This is a genomic window from Sporosarcina sp. P19, from assembly GCF_002743165.1.
Classification (GTDB): Bacteria; Bacillota; Bacilli; order Bacillales_A; family Planococcaceae; genus Sporosarcina; species Sporosarcina ureae.
In genome coordinates this window covers 45987-62970 of record NZ_PDYR01000008.1, presented here as the reverse complement: position 1 = coordinate 62970, position 16984 = coordinate 45987, and the positions used below count along the sequence as shown (strand labels likewise).

The following is a 16984-nucleotide window of genomic DNA, read 5'->3' as shown; positions in this document are numbered from 1 at the left end:
TTAACCTCGCTGTTCTTGGAGCTTCAGCGCTTCGATAATGACTTGTGTAGCTTTCACCATATTGTCTGCTGAAATAAATTCGTATTTACCGTGGTAATTTTCACCGCCCGTGAAGATGTTTGGCGTTGGCATACCCATATAGGAAAGTTGTGAACCATCTGTACCACCACGAATCGGTGCGATTTTCGGTTCGATATCGAGACTACGGTAGACGTCTGCCATTACGTCGACGATTCCCATGACAGGCTTAATCTTTTCGCCCATATTGAAGTACTGATCCGTTACTATCAGCTCCACTGCATGTTCACCATGCCTCTCTTGTAGGCGTGTAGCGGTATCTTGTAAGAGTTGTTTGCGAGCTTCAAAAGAATTCTTGTCAAAGTCACGAATAATATATTGATAGGTAGTTTTTTCTACAGAACCATATGCTTCCATTAAATGAATAAAGCCTTCATAGTTCTCTGTTTCCTGCGGGATATCATGTTCCGGCATGGCTTGATGGAACTCTGCCGCGATCAATAGGGAGTTGACCATTTTATCTTTTGCAGTTCCCGGATGCACATTCGTTCCATTAAACGTTACTTCTGCGCCCGCAGCATTGAAGCTTTCATACTGAAGTTCTCCAAGCGGTCCACCATCCATTGTATAGGCGAAATCTGCACCGAATCGTTCTACGTCAAACTTATGAGGGCCACGTCCGATTTCTTCGTCAGGTGTAAAGCCGACACGTACTTTGCCGTGTTTGATTTCGGGGTGCTCAATTAAATAATGCATAGCTGTCATGATTTCCGCGATCCCGGCTTTATCATCAGCACCAAGTAAAGTTGTCCCGTCCGTCGTAATTAACGTGTGGCCAATGTAGTTGTTGAGCTCAGGAAAAGCTTGTACGCTCATGAGGGTTGTTTCATTCAATGAAATGTCTTTACCGTCATAGCTGTCAATGCGCTTTGGGGTGACGTTTGTACCCGTGTAGTCAGTCGCTGTGTCGACGTGTGCTAGGAAGCCGACTGTTGGCAGTTGTTTGTCGGTGTTAGCCGGTAATGTGCCGAATAGGTAGCCGTTTTCGTCCACCGAAATTTCTTCGAGACCGATGTCGGCCATTTCTTTTTCGAGCACACGCAGCAGGTCCCATTGTTTTGCGGTGGACGGTGTCGTGACCGAAGCAGCGTCGGATTGTGTGTCGATTTTAGCATAGCGGATGAGTCGTTCAATCAGTTCTTCTTTCAAATAGCAGGCTCCTCTCAAGATACGAAATAATGTTTTCATTTTAACAGAGGTGTGTGAATATTTCGCTTAAAATGAATAAAAAAAAGAACCGAGAGTTTCGGTTCTTGGGAAATGGTGTAGGGTTTATTGGTGTTGGTGTTGGGATTGGCGCTACGGAGGGGACGCTTTTTCCTGAGGGCTCGCGGTGAGCCAACCAGGTCGCGAGCTCCCTTTTGGTTGTCTCACCTGTCGAGCTGATCCTCTGGGAGTCGCCCCTCCTACGCGCCAACCCCTTGCATAGCAAGTAGTTGACACTTACTGTTGTGCACTAAAACTAGCCTTGTAATTAGTTTTGATCTAGAACTTGATCTGTCCTTGAACTTAAATAAGTTGAAACACAACAATAATTCACACACTACCTACAATGAGCAATATAAGTACCCCCACTCGGTAAGTAGGATTGAAGCGGAAGTTGGGGGCGACTCCCGATGGATCAGCGAGAGCCTTGAGACCCTGGACGAAGCGAAGCGCAGGAAGCGGCTCAAGCCGAGCCCATGGGAAAGCGTCCCCCAACTGGAGCTTCAATCCCCACGCACTCACTAATTAGCTTACATTTTTAAAGCGTTTAATTTACGACTATCAATTAAATATATTAATCGTAGTGATGATGATCGGCATCGAGACGACGTCTATGAGGAAGGCGCCTACGATAGGGACGATCAGGAAGGCTTTGCGTGACGGGCCGTAGCGTCCTGTAACGGCTGCCATGTTCGCCATCGCGTTTGGCGTCGCACCCAGACTATGGCCTGCGAAACCAGCGATCATGACCGCTGCATCGTAATCCTTACCGAGCAAGCGGAACAGGATGAAGATTGCAAACAACGCGACGAAGATCACTTGTACAAAGACGATCAGCAACAATGGAAGCGCCAAATCTGCGACTTCCCATAGCTTGATGCTCATTAACGCCATCGACAAGAAAATACCAAGTGATACGTCGCCAATCAAGTTGATGCTCGTCATATGAACCGCATCTTCCTTCACGCGGTCCACAATGTTTCGAACGATAACTGCAACGAACATTGCACCTACGTAACCTGGCATGACGAAACCAGTAGCACTAGAGAACAGATCACCGATAAACGTACCGCCTGCGATACAAAGTGTAATTAATAACGTCTGTGTCAGGAAGTTATCGGTGTTGATTGGTTTTTCCAATGATTCCACGGAATAGGCTTCTTCATGCTCGACTTCCGTAGACTTTAAATCATATTTATTGATCAAGTATTTAACGATAGGGCCACCGATTAGACCGCCTGCTACGAGTCCAAAAGTAGCCGCCGCAATACCAATAGATAGTGCAGAATCAATCCCGAGACTTTCTAACGTTTCCCCGTAAGCAGTTGCACCACCGTGCCCGCCCTCCATGGAGACAGCGCCAGCCATCATACCGATCAACGGATGCAGGCCGAATATGTAGGACATGGAGACACCTATGGCGTTTTGAGCCAGTGCTAAGAAGCCACAAGCTGCCCAGTAGATCATCAATAATTTTCCGCCTAGACGGATCAGACGAAAACTAGCACCAAGACCGACTGTTGTGAAAAATGTCAGCATAAATAAATTTTGCAATGATGTGTCCAATGTAAAACTTAGTAAATTGAAGTACTTCAAAATAGTCGCTAAAAACGCGAATAGTAAACCGCCGACAACAGGGGCAGGAATACAGAATTTCTGGAGAAAGCCGACTTTACGGACTAACATCGTACCCAGTGTTAGGAGAGCTAACGCTAAAAACAGCGTAGAGATTTGATTTAGCTCAATTGTCATGTGATTCGACCTCCCAGCAATGCAAAGATTGCTTCATTTGTAAGATAGGCCCCCAGCTTAACCGTTTGATTATGATGATCAAGTGACGGATTTATTTCGGAAATGTCAAATGAAAGGGTTTTCTTATGTGATGCAACAGTCTGAATGAAAGAGCGGACAATCAACGGATCCAATCCGAAGGGTGACGGCGCACTTACACCTGGAGCATACGCAGAATTCAGGACATCCGAGCACAATGTTAACAAAATAGCGTCCTGTTTATCAATGAATAACTGTATTTTTTGTAATGTATCGTCTAAAAGACTTGTCGTAATCTCTTGTTCCGTGACATATGTCACGCCTTTTGCATCGGCTTCTGCGAATAATGCGTCCGTGTTGCCAAATTCTTGTATACCTAGCACGAGGTAGTCAACATTCGGATCAGCATCGAGCATCTGCTTGAACATCGTGCCCGAAGAAGGTTGTTCATCGTAGCCGCGCAAATCGAAGTGGGCATCAATATTTATGACACCAAGTTTTGCGTCAGGGCCAAGGAAGTCTCGAACTCCAGTATAATGACCGTAAGCGGTTTCATGTCCGCCGCCTAAAATAACGGGTTTCGTGTGATAGAGAAGGCTCTTTTGAACGACTGCGCCTAATTCAGCTTGCGCTTGTTCTAGCTGACCGTCCTCACATACGACAGTACCTACATCAAATAGCTGACAGTCAGCGGGCAAGCGCCAAGGTAGTTTCGCTAGTTCATTACGTAATGCATTCGGTCCTTCTGCAGCACCGAGTCTGCCATTATTTCGACGTACACCTTCTTCGGAAGAAAATCCGATGAGGGTACAAGTTTTATTGGTAGCGCTTTCTTTTATTTCGGAAAATTGAATGATTTGATGCGTTCGGAATGCAGCTCTGTCGGTCTCGCTATCGGTACGACCTGACCAGTATTTTTCATTTGATGGGATTAACAATATACTCACCCTTTCCAACGTGATATTCTTACTATACTGGTTTGTACTTATTAATTCTAATACATGTTTTTCATATATTCATGCATACAGACTATAAGTGGAGGTGAGATGAATGGAATTCAAGCAATTGCAGTATTTTGTCATGGTGGTCCAGCAGTCCAGTTTTTCTGAAGCGGCCAAAAAACTTCATCTTTCACAGCCTTCGCTCAGTAAAGCAATCAAGAACTTGGAATTTGAAGTAGGATTTCAGTTGCTTGAACGAACGACCAAGCGTGTCCAATTGACGGAATCGGGTAGCGTGATTTATGAACGTGCATTGCAGATTCTCCATGAGACAGATATTTTACAGCAAGAAATTAAAGAAGTGAAGTGGACAGGCAGCGGAAGTGTGCAGATCGGTATGATTGAATCGGTGAAAAATTGGCTTCCTTCTATACTACTTGCATACCGCCAAGAGTTTCCATCGATGCATGTGAAGTTAATAGAGGTGTTAGGCCGCGGAGATGTTGAACGAGCGCTCCGTCAATACGCTGTCCATGTCTGTTTAACCAATCAATTTATAGAGGCTTCGGATATCGTCACGATTCCTTTATACCAAGAGCAATTAGCAGTTGTCATGCATCCAGAACATCGTTTGGCAGGCAAGGATTCTATTACGCTAGCCGATCTAGAAGATGAGGCATTCATTGTCACGAGTGTTGGATTGCAAACAAGACAGGATATTTTTGCTGCGTTTGCTGAAGAAGGCGTGCGAATGAATGTATGTTATGAAGTAGAGCGTTTTGAAACGATTGTGGAGTTGGTACGGGAGAATATTGGAATTTCGATTATTCCACAAAAATATTTTGCGCATAGGTCCGATCCAACTATTGTCATAAAAACAACAAATTCAAAGACGTTGACACGCACAGTGTATCTCACTTATTTGAAAAAACGTTATATGCCACCAGCTATTGAGGTGTTGATCGATAGTATACAAATGCAGCGTGACTCTTCTGTAAAGTGGAAAGAAGGGGAGAACTAAATGAATAAGTTTTTATTCGGTATTTTAGTTGTCATTACGACTGCTTTTATGGCCTCGTCATTTGCTATTGGGACACTAGTATAGAAGCTTATTTACCGCTTGCAACAGTGGGGTGGAGTGATGGGTGATCATTTGATTTTGAAAAATGGGTACGGTATTAAGATTTTTATCTGCAGTAGCGTGGGTTTGCGCGACGTTGCTTGTCAAAGTACACGGCTATCGTTTTGATACATGGGTGATGACTGCCTATCAAATGCTATTTGGTTTTATTTATTGCAGACAAGAAATCCCGAAAGAACGAGTGCATTTCTGTTTCTGGCACCATTCTTCGGGACATTGTCGGGATGGGTTCTGTTGGAGGAAACGTTATCAATGTCATTCATTTTAGGAGGAACGCTCATCAGTTTGGGAATATTATTTGTGAACTGGCGCAGCAAACGAGTGTTGAACAGAGGACTAGTTGACTTGCCATAGACGACAATAGGCTTCAAGTTCGCTGAGGAATGCTTGTGCTTCTTTCGTGTTAGAATGGGCTACCGTATAAAATGTACGTTGGATAGGCGTAACGTTATAATCGAGTACGGTTAGTTCACCTGTTGCCAGTTCATGTTTGCAACTATGGCGCGATAAAATAGCGATGCCTAGTCCGCTAAGAACAGCTTGTTTGATACTTTCTGGCGAGCCTATTATAGTAGGATTTACTTGTACTCCATATTGTTGAAGAGCTTGATCAATCAACGGACGGCTAGGATCTTCCGTGTCGGGCAAGATCCAATGCGTATTTTGCAAATCTAGGATGGACGAGCTTCTCTTATGTGCGAGCGGATGCGTGGCAGAAGCAAAGAGTAACAGTTCGTCTTGCATAAATGCTTTTGACGATGATAAGTTATCCAGTTCACTGCAACCGACATCGGCCTTATTGCTTTTTAGTAATAGCATAATCTTAGAAGATGGAGCGGTTGTCAGTTCCAGTCGCATGTCGGGATACTTCGCGTGAAGCCTAGTGAGGACGTCGGGTAAAATAGCTTGCGAAATAACCGGTGAAGCGGCAATGCGTAAAGTTCCTTTTAGTGCCGTCGTTTGCGTTAAATTTACCTTTGTACGATCGGTCAAATCAATCATCTCCAAAGTATGTTTTTATAGTGAACGTTCTGCGGGTATGACTTGTTTTTGTGTTAAAAAAATAGCCTTGCATTAATCTGCAAGGCATCGAACATACAATTATAGAACTGTGTAATTTTTGTGTGCGACGACAGTCATGTTGGAAGCTGCACCAATGTTTTCTGCGTCTTCTTCAGAAATTTTCACAATGACGGAGTTTTCGAGAATCTTGTGTATAGTTCCGGAAACTTCATGTTCATTACGGTTGAAAGATATGACTTCGTCTACATACCGTGATGCTACAAAATCAGAAACTGGACGATCTTTTCGTGGGAATGCCAATCGAATCAACTCCTTCAGTAGTATGGAATCTAGTTTGTCGTAATTTGTCAATAAAATCAGACGGAAAGTACGTACAATAGCTTACTAGAACTAGTATAACACATTTCGGGAAATTAATCATCATACTAGAGTTATGTCGAATGAGCAAGTTTTGCGAAGAATCATTTATGGGAGTTGCCTGTTTCCATCCCCAGAACTAGCATAGTACGGATGTTAGGCAAATCAATTGGTTGACAGTATACCTGTAGGGGTATATTATAAAGTTAATAGTTAGGAGGTTGAGTGATATGGAATACGATGATAAAGTCAAAAATCGGTTAAAGCGTCTAGAGGGGCAAATCAAAGGTGTCTTGCGTATGATGGAAGAAGGCAAGGACTGTAAAGAAGTAATCACGCAATTATCGGCCAGTCGTTCTGCTATTGACCGTACAATTGGTGTAATCGTGAGCTCGAATTTGATCGCTTGCATGGAAAATCTAGACGACGCAGATGATCGTACGCATGAATCCATCATTAATGAAGCGGTGGATCTTCTAGTAAAGAGTCGATGAGCAACATCACTTGACTCTTTTTTTTATAACATATAATATACCCCCGTAGGTATTTAATATAATAATTTTCAAAACGAAAGGGACGAGAACATGACAGAGCAAAAGAAAACAACGATTGTATTATTCAGTGGAGATTATGATAAGGCCATGGCGGCTTATATAATCGCGAATGGCGCAGCGGCGTATGATCATGAAGTAACGATTTTTCATACATTCTGGGGATTGAACGCATTGCGAAAAGACGAACCTATTAAGAGTAATAAAAGCTTCATTGAAAAGGCTTTTGGGAAAATGATGCCACGTGGAGCAGATCAAATGGGGTTATCCCAAATGAACTTTGCAGGAATGGGTCCTAAGATGATCAAGCAAGTGATAAAAAAGCATAACGCGTTGACATTACCTCAACTGATCGATATGGCAATAGAGCAAGATGTAAGATTGATCGCCTGTACGATGACAATGGATTTACTAGGACTTGGTGAGGATGAACTTCTTAAAGAAGTCGAGTATGGCGGTGTAGCGGCATACTTAGGAGAAGCGCAAGACGGTCAAGTGAATTTGTTTATTTAATTTTTTTATAAAAATAGATACCCCGGGGTGTATAGGAGGAATAAAATGATTCAGTCAGATAAGGTTTTAGATGCAAAAGGTCTTGCTTGTCCAATGCCGATTGTGAAGACAAGAAAGATGATGAAAGATATGCAAGACGGCCAAGTGCTTGAAGTCCAGTCTACAGATTCAGGCACCACTGCAGATTTACAGGCGTGGACGGAAAGTGCAGGTCATCAATACGTAGGGAATGTGAAGGAAGCAGATGTATGGCGCCACTTTGTACGAAGAGCAGGTCAGGAAGATCAGTCACAAAAAGAATATCCGGTTACAGTCCACAATGATCAGTTGCTGGAACGGCTGCAACACCCTAACGCTGTGTTAGTAGATGTTCGTGAAGAAGCTGAATATGCATTTGCTCATATACCTGGGGCCCTATCTATACCTCTTGGTCAATTGGATGAACGTATGGCGCACTTGAGTAAGGACAACAAGTACTTTGTAGTATGCCGAACAGGTAACCGCAGTGATATGGCGTGCCGAAAACTAGTCGCAAATGGATTTGAACGTGTCACGAATGTAATTCCTGGCATGTCGGAATGGAATAGCGAGACAGAAAATACAACAGGAGGTATGAATAAATGAGAACCATTCAATCAAGTGAAGTAGCAAAGCGCGTTATTGCGAAGGAATCATTATTCATTTTGGATGTGCGAAATGAAGGTGCATTTGAAGATTGGAAAATCGAAGGGGAGCAAGTGCGCCATTTGAATGTACCGTACTTTGATTTATTGGATGGCATTGAAGAAATTGAAGATCAATTGCCAAAAGATGAAGAAATCCTAGTTGTCTGTGCAAAAGAAGGTTCGTCCATCATGGTGGCGGAAATCCTGGAAGAAGCAGGCTTCCCAGTAGGTTACCTTTCAGGTGGAATGAAAGCTTGGAGCGAGTATCTTGAGCCGGTGAAAATTGCCGATTTGAAATCGGGTGGCGAGCTCTATCAATTTGTCCGTCTTGGTAAAGGATGTCTTTCCTACATGGTCATGTCTGGTGGGGAAGCGGCAATCATTGACGCAACACGTATGACGGATGTGTACTTGGATTTTGCTGCGCAGCGCGGTGTCAAGATCACAAACGTACTTGATACGCACTTGCACGCTGATCATATTTCGGGTGGTCGTCAGATTGCAAAAGCCACGGGTGCAACGTATTGGCTGCCTCCGAAAGATGCAGAAGAGGCAGTATTTGAATATGCAGCGTTAGAAGGTGATACATTCATTCAGATAGGTGAAACGAAAATTGATATTCAAGCACTTTATTCGCCAGGACACACAATTGGTTCGACTTCATTTATCGTCGATGACAGCTATTTGATGACAGGCGATATTCTGTTCATTGATTCGATTGGACGTCCAGATTTAGCTGGTTTAGCGGAAGATTGGGTAGGTGATTTACGTGAGTCTTTGTATAGTCGCTATAAAAAATTATCTGAGGACTTAATAGTCTTACCTGCACACTTCATGATTATAGATGAGTTGAATGAAGATGGTAGCGTGGCGGAGAAGCTTGGCGTATTGTATGAAAAAAATCATGGCTTGAATATTCAGGATGAAAAAGAATTCAGAGAATTAGTTACTGATAACTTGCCCCCACAGCCAAATGCATATCAGGAAATTCGCCAGATGAATATGGGGAAAATCGAGCCTGATGAAGAAACGCAACGCGAGATGGAAATTGGCCCAAATCGCTGTGCGGTACGGTAACTATGTAGTTGAATTTGTAGTGAAAACAAAAAACCAAATTTAAAGGAGAAGATATATATGAGTACAACAACATTTTTAGACGCAAAAGGCCTGGCATGTCCAATGCCGATCGTACGTGCAAAGAAAGCAATGAAGGATTTGCAAGCAGGAGATATTCTTGAAATTCATACGACAGACAAAGGATCAGTGTCTGACCTGACAGCATGGGCAGCTTCGGGCAATCATGAAATCAAAGATCAGCAACAAGAGTCCGATGTCTTTAAATTCTGGATCCAAAAAGGGTAAACTACGGATAGAGGGAATTGCTGTCTCCCTCTTTCATCAGGAAGAAGGGAGAACATCATGACCATTCCATTTATTATCACGATCTTCCTCATTGGATTCGTCGGCTCGTTCCTTTCTGGAATGATGGGAATTGGCGGCGCAATTGTTAAATATCCAATGTTGCTATTTATCCCTGCACTACTGGGTTTTGCTGCGTTTACACCACATGAAGTTTCTGGGATTACTGCAGTTGAAGTGTTCTTTGCATCACTTTCAGGAGTTTTAGCGTATAGAAAGAGTAATCTGATCTTGAAACCACTCGTTCTCTACATGGGAATCAGTGTATTAGTCGGTAGTGTGATCGGTGGTGCCGGTTCTAGTATGCTAACAGAAGCTACTGTCAACGTCGTCTATGGCTTTCTAGCTGTTATGGCGGCAATTATGATGTTTATTCCGAAAAAAGGTCTCGACGATCAGCCAATCGATGAAATTACATTCAATCGCTTCGTTGCTTCTAGTGCAGCCTTTATCGTCGGCTTGGCAGCTGGGATTGTCGGAGCTGGTGGTGCATTCATTATGGTACCGATTATGCTCGTGATACTAAAAATCCCGACACGTGTTACGATCGCTACATCACTCGCGATTACGTTATTGTCATCAGTGGGCTCAGCATCAGGCAAGCTCTTAACAGGGCAAGTACCCTATGGACCGGCTCTCGTCATGATCGCCGCAAGCATCATCGCAGCTCCAATCGGTGTAAAAGTTAGCCGAAAAGTAAATACCAAAGTATTACAAAGCATCCTAGCCGCGCTAATCATGGCCTCCGCCGTAAAAATATGGTGGGACATATTCTAAATAAGCACAATCGCCAGCACATTGTTCACTGAACATGTCTCTGGCGATTTTTCGATTGTTGTCGCAAGTAGAAACATCATTAAACTCACTACGGTGCTTGTGGATGGCTCCCGCAACGTCGATTAACGGTGCCTTCTTCCCTCTTACTTTCAATTCATCATATTGAAAGTAATGCTAATTTCGAAACATTCTATTAAATTCTTGCAATAGACTAGGAATAGCCGTATACTATTTTTCAACGATGGAAAACGAATAGACACACTCTTATCAAGAGAGGCGGAGGGATTAGGCCCTGTGATGCCCAGCAACCGGCGAAAGCAAAGGTGCTACTTCCTACAAACTCTCAGCAGTTTGGAAGATAAGGGGGAATGAGCGAAAGCAGAGCCCTCTTCTTATTATGGAAGATGGGCTTTTTCTCTATATATAGTGAATCACGCTCTATGTTTTCCTTGTCTAGTCCCAGAGAGAAGATATTCGGGGCGTTTCGGTGTTCCATCAATACATGGAAAAGGGGAATGGTTATGACGAATTTACAGGCAGAAACGATACTATTACACGGAGGGCAAAAACCGGATCCAGCAACAGGTTCACGGGCTTTACCGATTCATCGTACGACTTCTTATGTATTCAGAGACACAGAACACGCACAAAACTTATTTGGCTTAAAAGAAGCAGGCAATATCTATACAAGAATTACGAATCCGACAGTAGCTGTCTTTGAAGAGCGTGTCGCACAGCTAGAAGGAGGAACAGCAGCAGTTGCGTTGTCTTCTGGAATGGCGGCGATTGCATTTTCTGTTATGAATATTGCTGAAGCAGGCGATGAAATCGTCGCAGCGAGCAATCTTTACGGTGGTACATACAATTTATTCGCTGTTACATTACCGCGCTACGGCATCACAGTGAAATTTGTTGACGCATCTGATCCAAAGAACTTTGAAGCAGCTATTACGGATAAAACGAAAGCATTGTTTGCAGAAACAATCGGTAACCCAAGCTTGCAAGTGCTGGACGTGGAAGCTGTCGCGAATATTGCACATGAAAATGGCATCCCATTGCTAGTAGACAATACATTCCCATCTCCATATGGATCAAATCCAATCGAGTACGGGGCGGACGTAGTCATCCACTCAGCAACAAAATGGATCGGCGGACACGGTACGACCATCGGTGGGGTAGCCGTTGATGCAGGGAAATTCGACTGGACACAAGGTAAGTTCCCAGGCTTTACAGAGCCGGATGAAACGTATAATGGCTTGCGTTACGGAATCGACACGGCTGCGGCAGCATTCGCAACGAAACTGCGCGTGCAATTGCTGAGAGACTTCGGCCCATGCCTGTCACCGGACAGTGCATTCAACTTGTTGCAGGGCTTAGAAACACTTCATTTACGTGTACCGCGCCATAATGAAAACGCGCAAAAGGTTGCGGCATTCCTGCAAGATCATCCAGCAGTTGAATGGGTAACCTATACGGGTCTAGAAGATCATCCAACAGCGGAATTGGCCAACAAACATTTGAAAAATGGTTACGGCTCAATTATCGTATTTGGTATTAAAGGTGGACGCGATGCAGGAAGACAAGTAATCGATAATGTAGAAATTTGGTCTCACGTAGCGAATGTGGGGGATGCAAAGTCATTAATCATTCATCCGGCATCTACTACTCATCAGCAGTTGTCTGCGGAAGATTTGAAAAATTCCGGTGTCAGCGAAGAGCTAATCCGCTTGTCTGTGGGGTTGGAGTCAGTAGACGATATTATCGCAGATTTGAAACAAGCAATCGAAAAAGCCGCAAACTAATACAAAAAAATGAACACTACGCATGTGCGCAGTGTTCATTTTTTATTTTCGTTTGATTTTTCTTCGCTCTTCCTTCAAAGATTTAAATAGCGAAGTGACCATCATGATCAGTATGATGGAGAATGGTAAGGCGGCTATGATGATGACGTTTTGAAGAGCATCCAAACCACCAACGTATAACAGAATAATCGCGATGGAAGACTGAATGACACCCCAGACGACTTTCAAGTTATTAGGTGGAGTCAATGAACCATATGACGACTGCATACCTAATACGAATGTAGCCGAATCCGCTGATGTAATGAAGAATGATGTAATCAGTAAAATAGCGACCACTGAAATGACGAATGACCAAGGCAATCCGCTGAACATCTCAAAAATCGTCAACTCTGTTGCAGTGGATGCTAAATCGATAATGCCGGCTTTTTGTGTTTCAATAGCTGTCGTACCAAACGCTGAGAACCAAATTGCACTCAATACAGTTGGCACAACGAGAACTCCGATCATGAATTCGCGAATCGTTCTTCCTTTTGAAACGCGGGCGATGAACATGCCGACAAATGGTGACCAAGCTATCCACCAAGACCAGTAGAATAGTGTCCAGTCATTCAACCATGAACGATTTTCAGGTGTAAGTGGTGCTGTTCGGAAACTCATACGAATGAGGTTTTCTAAATAACCACCAATAGAATCAGTGAACATATTGAAAATCAGCAATGTTGGACCGAGTGCAATGATAAAGACCAACAAGGTTAGAGCTAATACCATATTCGTATTCGATAAAATTCGAATCCCTTTTCCGAGGCCGCTCCAAGCGGATAGTAAGAATAATACCGTAACGATCGCAATGATAATAAACTGAGACCAGAAACCGATTGGAACACCGAATAAGTAATTCAATCCAGCGTTAATCTGAACCGCTCCGAAGCCGAGTGATGTGGCGACGCCGAAAACTGTAGCGAAAACTGCGAAGACGTCAATTACGGTTCCGAGTTTGCCGTCTACGCGATCACCGAAAATCGGGCGAAGTGTGGAGGAGATTAAACCAGGCTGGCTTTTGCGGAACTGGAAGTATGCTAGCGCTAAAGCTGTCATACCATATATAGCCCATGCGTGGAATCCCCAATGGAAGAATGTTGAACGCATCGCTTCTTTATACGCTTCTTTTGTTTCGATAGGTGCAGTAGCTGAACTTACCGCATAGTGCGAAAGAGGTTCCGCAGCTCCGTAGAACACCAGTCCAATACCCATACCCGCAGAAAACAGCATGGCGAGCCAAGAAAACATGGAAAACTGTGGTCTGTCACTGTCTTTCCCCAATCGAATCCTGCCGAGCGGACTGAATATCAAATAGACTGAAACGAAGAATAACATAGAAACTGTCAGTAAGTAATACCAGCCGAATGAATCTGAAATCATATTCCTTATATTAAGCGTGATCGACTCAAAGTGTTCAGGAGCGATTACACCATAACCGACTGCCAATATGACAGCCACCAATGTAATATAAAACGTTGATGAAACTTTTCTCATAGGTCCTCCTTTTTAAAATGTAGTTTGTGAAATAATCGAAGTAACTAATTAAGATTGTAGAATAAAATCACACACATACACTTTACAATACCCATCTAGTCGTTCGTGTAAACGCTAAGTATATGACAGTTTGTTTACAATGTCATCACAAGTGAAAATAAAAAAGACGAGAAAAATACCTTCTCGTCCAATATGTAAGTTGGTACCGTAGTGCAATTCATCTGCTCGCCCAGAACCATCAGTCTGTACTTGTGCCAGTATACATGAAAGTTAGGGGTGATTTCCAGCCAGAGGAATGATTTCCTTTCATACAACTAGAACCGTAGCCATGTTATACTATAGAAACAAATGAAATGAGGAGGGGATTTTCATGCAATATTCACAACCTAAGATGCTTCAGCTCGTAAAGCATAGCCCAGAGTTAAACAGACGATTGAAAGAGATTATGAAAGAGCATGAGCTAGAGAAAAGCTTTGCATTGAAAGCACTTTATCATGCAGAAGTGAAAGACGGCGGAGTCTATCAGCGAGATTATCAGGAGTTGTAAACCTACACTCACTTATAAAAGCACGTAGTGTAATAAATAGTATTCACTAAAAGACTGATGGAAGATTCCTTTCGTCAGTCTTTTCTACTGTTCTTTTGAAATAATCAAAATTAGCGAATGGCAATGTGGTATACTATGGTAAAATTGAATAGAATATTTTGGTTCTTTACATTACTGTAAAGATGAAAAAGGAAACAGGTGAAAATCCTGTACGGTCCGGCCACTGTAAATGGGAAATATCTTCAGAATACCACTGGTGAAATACTGGGAAGGTTGAAGATGTGATGATCCATAAGTCAGGAGACTTGCCAAAATAACATGCGTTACGCCTCCCAGGAAGAGGTATGCATAGTGTATTGGATACTATTAAGTCATTGCAGGAGTCCGTGTATACATAGTGCCCTTGTCTCTTTCTGGAGGCAAGGGCTTTTTTACGTTCAATTTACCAAATTAGTACAAGGGGGAAGTCATTTGTTTAAGCGTTATGTATCGATCATCGCCAGTGTTTTACTAGCCGTAACGATGCTGTTGCCGACGACCAGTTCAGTTGCTTTGGCGAATTCGGATGTACAGCAAAGTGAAATAAGCACGCAAGCCGCTAACTACATGGTGGATGTGGAAGTAGAAGGTTTATCGGGAGTAATTTTAAAAGAAGCGATTCAAGTTACAGAAGGGCAAAATGCGTTAGATGCGTTGAAGAAGGCCCTAGATAGTAAGAGCATTGACTATACAATTACAGAAAGTGAATGGGGAGCTTATGTATCTTCAATTAATAATGAAGAAGGGGGTTCGCTAGGCCACTGGGATGGCTGGATGTACTCTGTTAACAGTATTACACCAGAAATTGGTGCGGATGCTTACGTTCTTGAGCCGCAAGACAAGTTACGCTTTTATTATGGACGTTCAGCAAGTGTGTCTGCATCTGGAAGTATTCAGAAGGGTGTAGATTCATCAGTCACAGTAAATTTAAAAGGTGATACATTTACTGATTATGCAACGAATCCAACAAATTGGATTAGCAATCAATCGAATGTCGAAATCATTTCAATTACGAAAAATTCAAATCAACAAGTAGTCATTCAATTTAAAGGTACATTAGACCAAGGATTCTTTCAACTTACCCCGATAGACAAGGTGACAGTAGGGGGAGACGCGAATTCATTTACGGTTGAAATTACTGAAGAATTAACGAGAACTCAAGATGCGATTCAAAAAGCGGCAAAACACATGATGCAAGGTCCAATCCAAAGTGAATGGGAAGCAATTGGATTAACAAAAGCAGGTTTTGATATTCATGCTGATTATGAAAAAGCATTTTATAGCAACTTTGAGGATCAGATTCTAAAGAAAACAGGAACAGGCCGTTTGAAAATAACGGATGTTGAAAGAATATCAATGGCTGCGGTTGCTATTGGAAAAGATCCAAAGAATGTAAAAGGCTTTGACTTAATCGAGAAAATTTATAACAGTGAAAACTGGACTTACCTTGACTCAGATAGCATGACGTATCAAGGTAATAATGGTCCAATCTTTGCGCTAATTGCACTGGATACAAAAAACTATTCCGTACCAGAGAATGCACGTTGGAACCGTGAAAAGATTGTTGCGGAACTGTTAAGGACTCAGTTAGTGGATGGGTCATGGAGTTTGTCTAATAATCCTCCAGGAAGTACAAGCTTTGACATTACTGCCATGGCGCTAATAGGGTTGGCACCTTATACGGATCAACCGGCTGTAAAAGATGCAGTGGAACAGGCAGTGAACTTCTTATCAAAGAGCCAAGGTTCAACTGGCGGATTTAATGAGGAGTTTGTAGGTGGTATTTCGAGTGAGGCTACTTCACAAGTAATTATTGGATTAACAGCAAATAACATTAACCCACAAAGTGAAAAGTTCACTAAGAATGGTATCAACTTGATCGATCATCTTTTAAGCTTCCAAGCCGAGGATGGTGGTTTCAAACATACAATTGGTGAAACAGGTTCAAATGGTATGGCAACTGAGCAGGCACTACAAGGTTTAGTTGCGTATGACTTATTTACAAAAGGTGAAGGGCGTCTATATGACTTTTCGAAAGAGCTTTCACAGATCGACCCTGAAATTGAACAAGATACGGCTATTTTAAAAGGTTTATTGAATGGTAGTCTATTAAACATCCAGAAGAACAAAGATAATGTTTGGTCTCCTATAGCTATTGAAAATGCACAAGCAAAAGAAGGATACTTCATCGTTCAGGCTGGAGAAAAGGGTACTAAAAAAGAAGTGAAAGTACCGAATAGAACGAAGAAAGTATTTTTAGTCGATAACGACCGTTCATATAAGGATTTCGATGTTGCAGTAGTCGCGCCGAACAAACCATGGACGATCACATTTAATCAGACAGTAAAGGATTCAGTGGATAACCTTGCAAAAATCTATGTTGAAGATATCCAAGGAAATAAAATTCCGGTAAACGTAACGGCAGATGGAAATAAAGTGACTATTACACCGCAATCCAACTATAAAAGTGGACAACTTTATTCATTATTTATTGTTGAACCCGTATCAGATAAAGGTACAACACTTAAACAAGCAACACGTAAACTATTCATCATCCAATAATACACACATTGCTACTAAGAGAAATTAGGAGGTATGCGTTATTTCTATTGTCAAAAATTT

Annotated in this window: 17 protein-coding genes and 2 riboswitches; of the genes, 11 read left to right on the top strand and 6 right to left on the bottom strand. The window is 42.5% G+C overall.

Annotated elements, in window-relative coordinates; genetic code table 11:
- From pepT to hutG, 3 genes are all read right to left on the bottom strand, one after another.
- Positions 1 to 1227, bottom strand: a complete 1227-nt coding sequence (pepT, locus tag CSV74_RS10070) for a peptidase T (protein ID WP_099691539.1) — start codon at positions 1225 to 1227, stop codon at positions 1 to 3.
- A 618-nt stretch (positions 1228 to 1845) separates the two neighbouring features.
- Positions 1846 to 3036, bottom strand: coding sequence for a sodium/glutamate symporter (gene gltS, locus CSV74_RS10065; protein WP_099671858.1), 1191 nt, complete (start codon positions 3034 to 3036; stop codon positions 1846 to 1848).
- On the bottom strand, positions 3033 to 3992 hold the full coding sequence (gene hutG, locus CSV74_RS10060) for a formimidoylglutamase (RefSeq protein ID WP_099691538.1): 960 nt from the start codon (positions 3990 to 3992) through the stop codon (positions 3033 to 3035). The genes gltS and hutG overlap by 4 nt, the downstream gene beginning before the upstream one ends.
- A gap of 112 nt (positions 3993 to 4104) precedes the next feature.
- On the opposite strand from hutG, the gene CSV74_RS10055 reads away from it, so the two are divergent.
- Positions 4105 to 5016 carry a LysR family transcriptional regulator gene (locus CSV74_RS10055; RefSeq protein ID WP_099691537.1) on the top strand — a complete coding sequence of 304 codons (912 nt, stop codon included), beginning with the start codon at positions 4105 to 4107 and terminating at the stop codon, positions 5014 to 5016.
- Between the two features lie 231 nt (positions 5017 to 5247).
- Positions 5248 to 5490 (top strand): DMT family transporter, encoded by a 243-nt coding sequence (locus CSV74_RS16930; protein ID WP_233190874.1) that lies wholly within the window; start codon positions 5248 to 5250, stop codon positions 5488 to 5490.
- On the opposite strand, the gene CSV74_RS10045 is transcribed toward CSV74_RS16930, so the two are convergent.
- Together CSV74_RS10045 and CSV74_RS10040 are read right to left on the bottom strand one after the other, a co-directional pair.
- A complete protein-coding gene (locus CSV74_RS10045) occupies positions 5473 to 6129 on the bottom strand; it encodes a LysR substrate-binding domain-containing protein (protein WP_158231785.1) in 657 nt (218 codons plus the stop codon). The two genes, CSV74_RS16930 and CSV74_RS10045, sit on opposite strands and share 18 nt — an antisense overlap.
- A gap of 108 nt (positions 6130 to 6237) precedes the next feature.
- Positions 6238 to 6459, bottom strand: coding sequence for a DUF2187 family protein (locus CSV74_RS10040; RefSeq protein WP_029053955.1), 222 nt, complete (start codon positions 6457 to 6459; stop codon positions 6238 to 6240).
- Between the two features lie 287 nt (positions 6460 to 6746).
- On the opposite strand from CSV74_RS10040, the gene CSV74_RS10035 reads away from it, so the two are divergent.
- The 7 genes from CSV74_RS10035 (at position 6747) to CSV74_RS10005 (ending at position 12243) form a co-directional block, all read left to right on the top strand.
- Positions 6747 to 7010: a metal-sensitive transcriptional regulator gene (locus CSV74_RS10035; protein ID WP_029053954.1), complete on the top strand. Its 264-nt coding sequence runs from the start codon at positions 6747 to 6749 to the stop codon at positions 7008 to 7010.
- Positions 7011 to 7100: 90 nt separating this feature from the next.
- The gene (locus CSV74_RS10030) at positions 7101 to 7580 is read left to right on the top strand and encodes a DsrE/DsrF/DrsH-like family protein (protein WP_099691535.1); all 480 of its coding nucleotides are present in this window, start codon (positions 7101 to 7103) and stop codon (positions 7578 to 7580) included.
- Positions 7581 to 7625: 45 nt separating this feature from the next.
- Positions 7626 to 8204, top strand: a complete 579-nt coding sequence (locus CSV74_RS10025) for a sulfurtransferase TusA family protein (protein WP_099691534.1) — start codon at positions 7626 to 7628, stop codon at positions 8202 to 8204.
- Positions 8201 to 9322: an MBL fold metallo-hydrolase gene (locus tag CSV74_RS10020; protein WP_099691533.1), complete on the top strand. Its 1122-nt coding sequence runs from the start codon at positions 8201 to 8203 to the stop codon at positions 9320 to 9322. Before CSV74_RS10025 ends, CSV74_RS10020 begins: the two co-directional genes overlap by 4 nt.
- A 57-nt stretch (positions 9323 to 9379) precedes the next feature.
- Positions 9380 to 9607 (top strand): sulfurtransferase TusA family protein, encoded by a 228-nt coding sequence (locus CSV74_RS10015; protein WP_029053950.1) that lies wholly within the window; start codon positions 9380 to 9382, stop codon positions 9605 to 9607.
- Between the two features lie 57 nt (positions 9608 to 9664).
- Positions 9665 to 10441: a sulfite exporter TauE/SafE family protein gene (locus CSV74_RS10010; protein WP_099691532.1), complete on the top strand. Its 777-nt coding sequence runs from the start codon at positions 9665 to 9667 to the stop codon at positions 10439 to 10441.
- 261 nt (positions 10442 to 10702) lie between these two features.
- Positions 10703 to 10806: riboswitch (SAM riboswitch) on the top strand.
- Positions 10807 to 10962: 156 nt separating this feature from the next.
- Positions 10963 to 12243, top strand: coding sequence for an O-acetylhomoserine aminocarboxypropyltransferase/cysteine synthase family protein (locus CSV74_RS10005; protein WP_099691531.1), 1281 nt, complete (start codon positions 10963 to 10965; stop codon positions 12241 to 12243).
- Between the two features lie 42 nt (positions 12244 to 12285).
- On the opposite strand, the gene CSV74_RS10000 is transcribed toward CSV74_RS10005, so the two are convergent.
- Positions 12286 to 13776 (bottom strand): glycine betaine uptake BCCT transporter, encoded by a 1491-nt coding sequence (locus tag CSV74_RS10000; protein WP_099691530.1) that lies wholly within the window; start codon positions 13774 to 13776, stop codon positions 12286 to 12288.
- A gap of 370 nt (positions 13777 to 14146) precedes the next feature.
- Here CSV74_RS10000 and CSV74_RS16760 point away from each other — a divergent pair, with 370 nt between their 5' ends.
- Positions 14147 to 14323 carry a hypothetical protein gene (locus tag CSV74_RS16760; RefSeq protein WP_099625366.1) on the top strand — a complete coding sequence of 59 codons (177 nt, stop codon included), beginning with the start codon at positions 14147 to 14149 and terminating at the stop codon, positions 14321 to 14323.
- Positions 14324 to 14465: 142 nt separating this feature from the next.
- Positions 14466 to 14650, top strand: a riboswitch (cobalamin riboswitch).
- A 144-nt stretch (positions 14651 to 14794) separates the two neighbouring features.
- Entirely contained in the window at positions 14795 to 16924 is a 2130-nt protein-coding gene (locus tag CSV74_RS09990) for a DUF4430 domain-containing protein (RefSeq protein WP_158231784.1), read from the top strand.
- Positions 16925 to 16984 lie beyond the last annotated feature (60 nt).

What these genes read in the sequence shown, in the direction of transcription:
- gltS (WP_099671858.1), bottom strand. Translation starts at nt 3,036, where the DNA reads ATGACAATTGAGCTAAATCAAATCTCTACGCTGTTTTTAGCGTTAGCT.
- CSV74_RS10055 (WP_099691537.1), top strand. Translation starts at nt 4,105, where the DNA reads ATGGAATTCAAGCAATTGCAGTATTTTGTCATGGTGGTCCAGCAGTCC.
- CSV74_RS16930 (WP_233190874.1), top strand. Translation starts at nt 5,248, where the DNA reads ATGGGTGATGACTGCCTATCAAATGCTATTTGGTTTTATTTATTGCAG.
- CSV74_RS10035 (WP_029053954.1), top strand. Translation starts at nt 6,747, where the DNA reads ATGGAATACGATGATAAAGTCAAAAATCGGTTAAAGCGTCTAGAGGGG.
- CSV74_RS10030 (WP_099691535.1), top strand. Translation starts at nt 7,101, where the DNA reads ATGACAGAGCAAAAGAAAACAACGATTGTATTATTCAGTGGAGATTAT.
- CSV74_RS10025 (WP_099691534.1), top strand. Translation starts at nt 7,626, where the DNA reads ATGATTCAGTCAGATAAGGTTTTAGATGCAAAAGGTCTTGCTTGTCCA.
- CSV74_RS10020 (WP_099691533.1), top strand. Translation starts at nt 8,201, where the DNA reads ATGAGAACCATTCAATCAAGTGAAGTAGCAAAGCGCGTTATTGCGAAG.
- CSV74_RS10015 (WP_029053950.1), top strand. Translation starts at nt 9,380, where the DNA reads ATGAGTACAACAACATTTTTAGACGCAAAAGGCCTGGCATGTCCAATG.
- CSV74_RS10010 (WP_099691532.1), top strand. Translation starts at nt 9,665, where the DNA reads ATGACCATTCCATTTATTATCACGATCTTCCTCATTGGATTCGTCGGC.
- CSV74_RS10005 (WP_099691531.1), top strand. Translation starts at nt 10,963, where the DNA reads ATGACGAATTTACAGGCAGAAACGATACTATTACACGGAGGGCAAAAA.
- CSV74_RS10000 (WP_099691530.1), bottom strand. Translation starts at nt 13,776, where the DNA reads ATGAGAAAAGTTTCATCAACGTTTTATATTACATTGGTGGCTGTCATA.
- CSV74_RS16760 (WP_099625366.1), top strand. Translation starts at nt 14,147, where the DNA reads ATGCAATATTCACAACCTAAGATGCTTCAGCTCGTAAAGCATAGCCCA.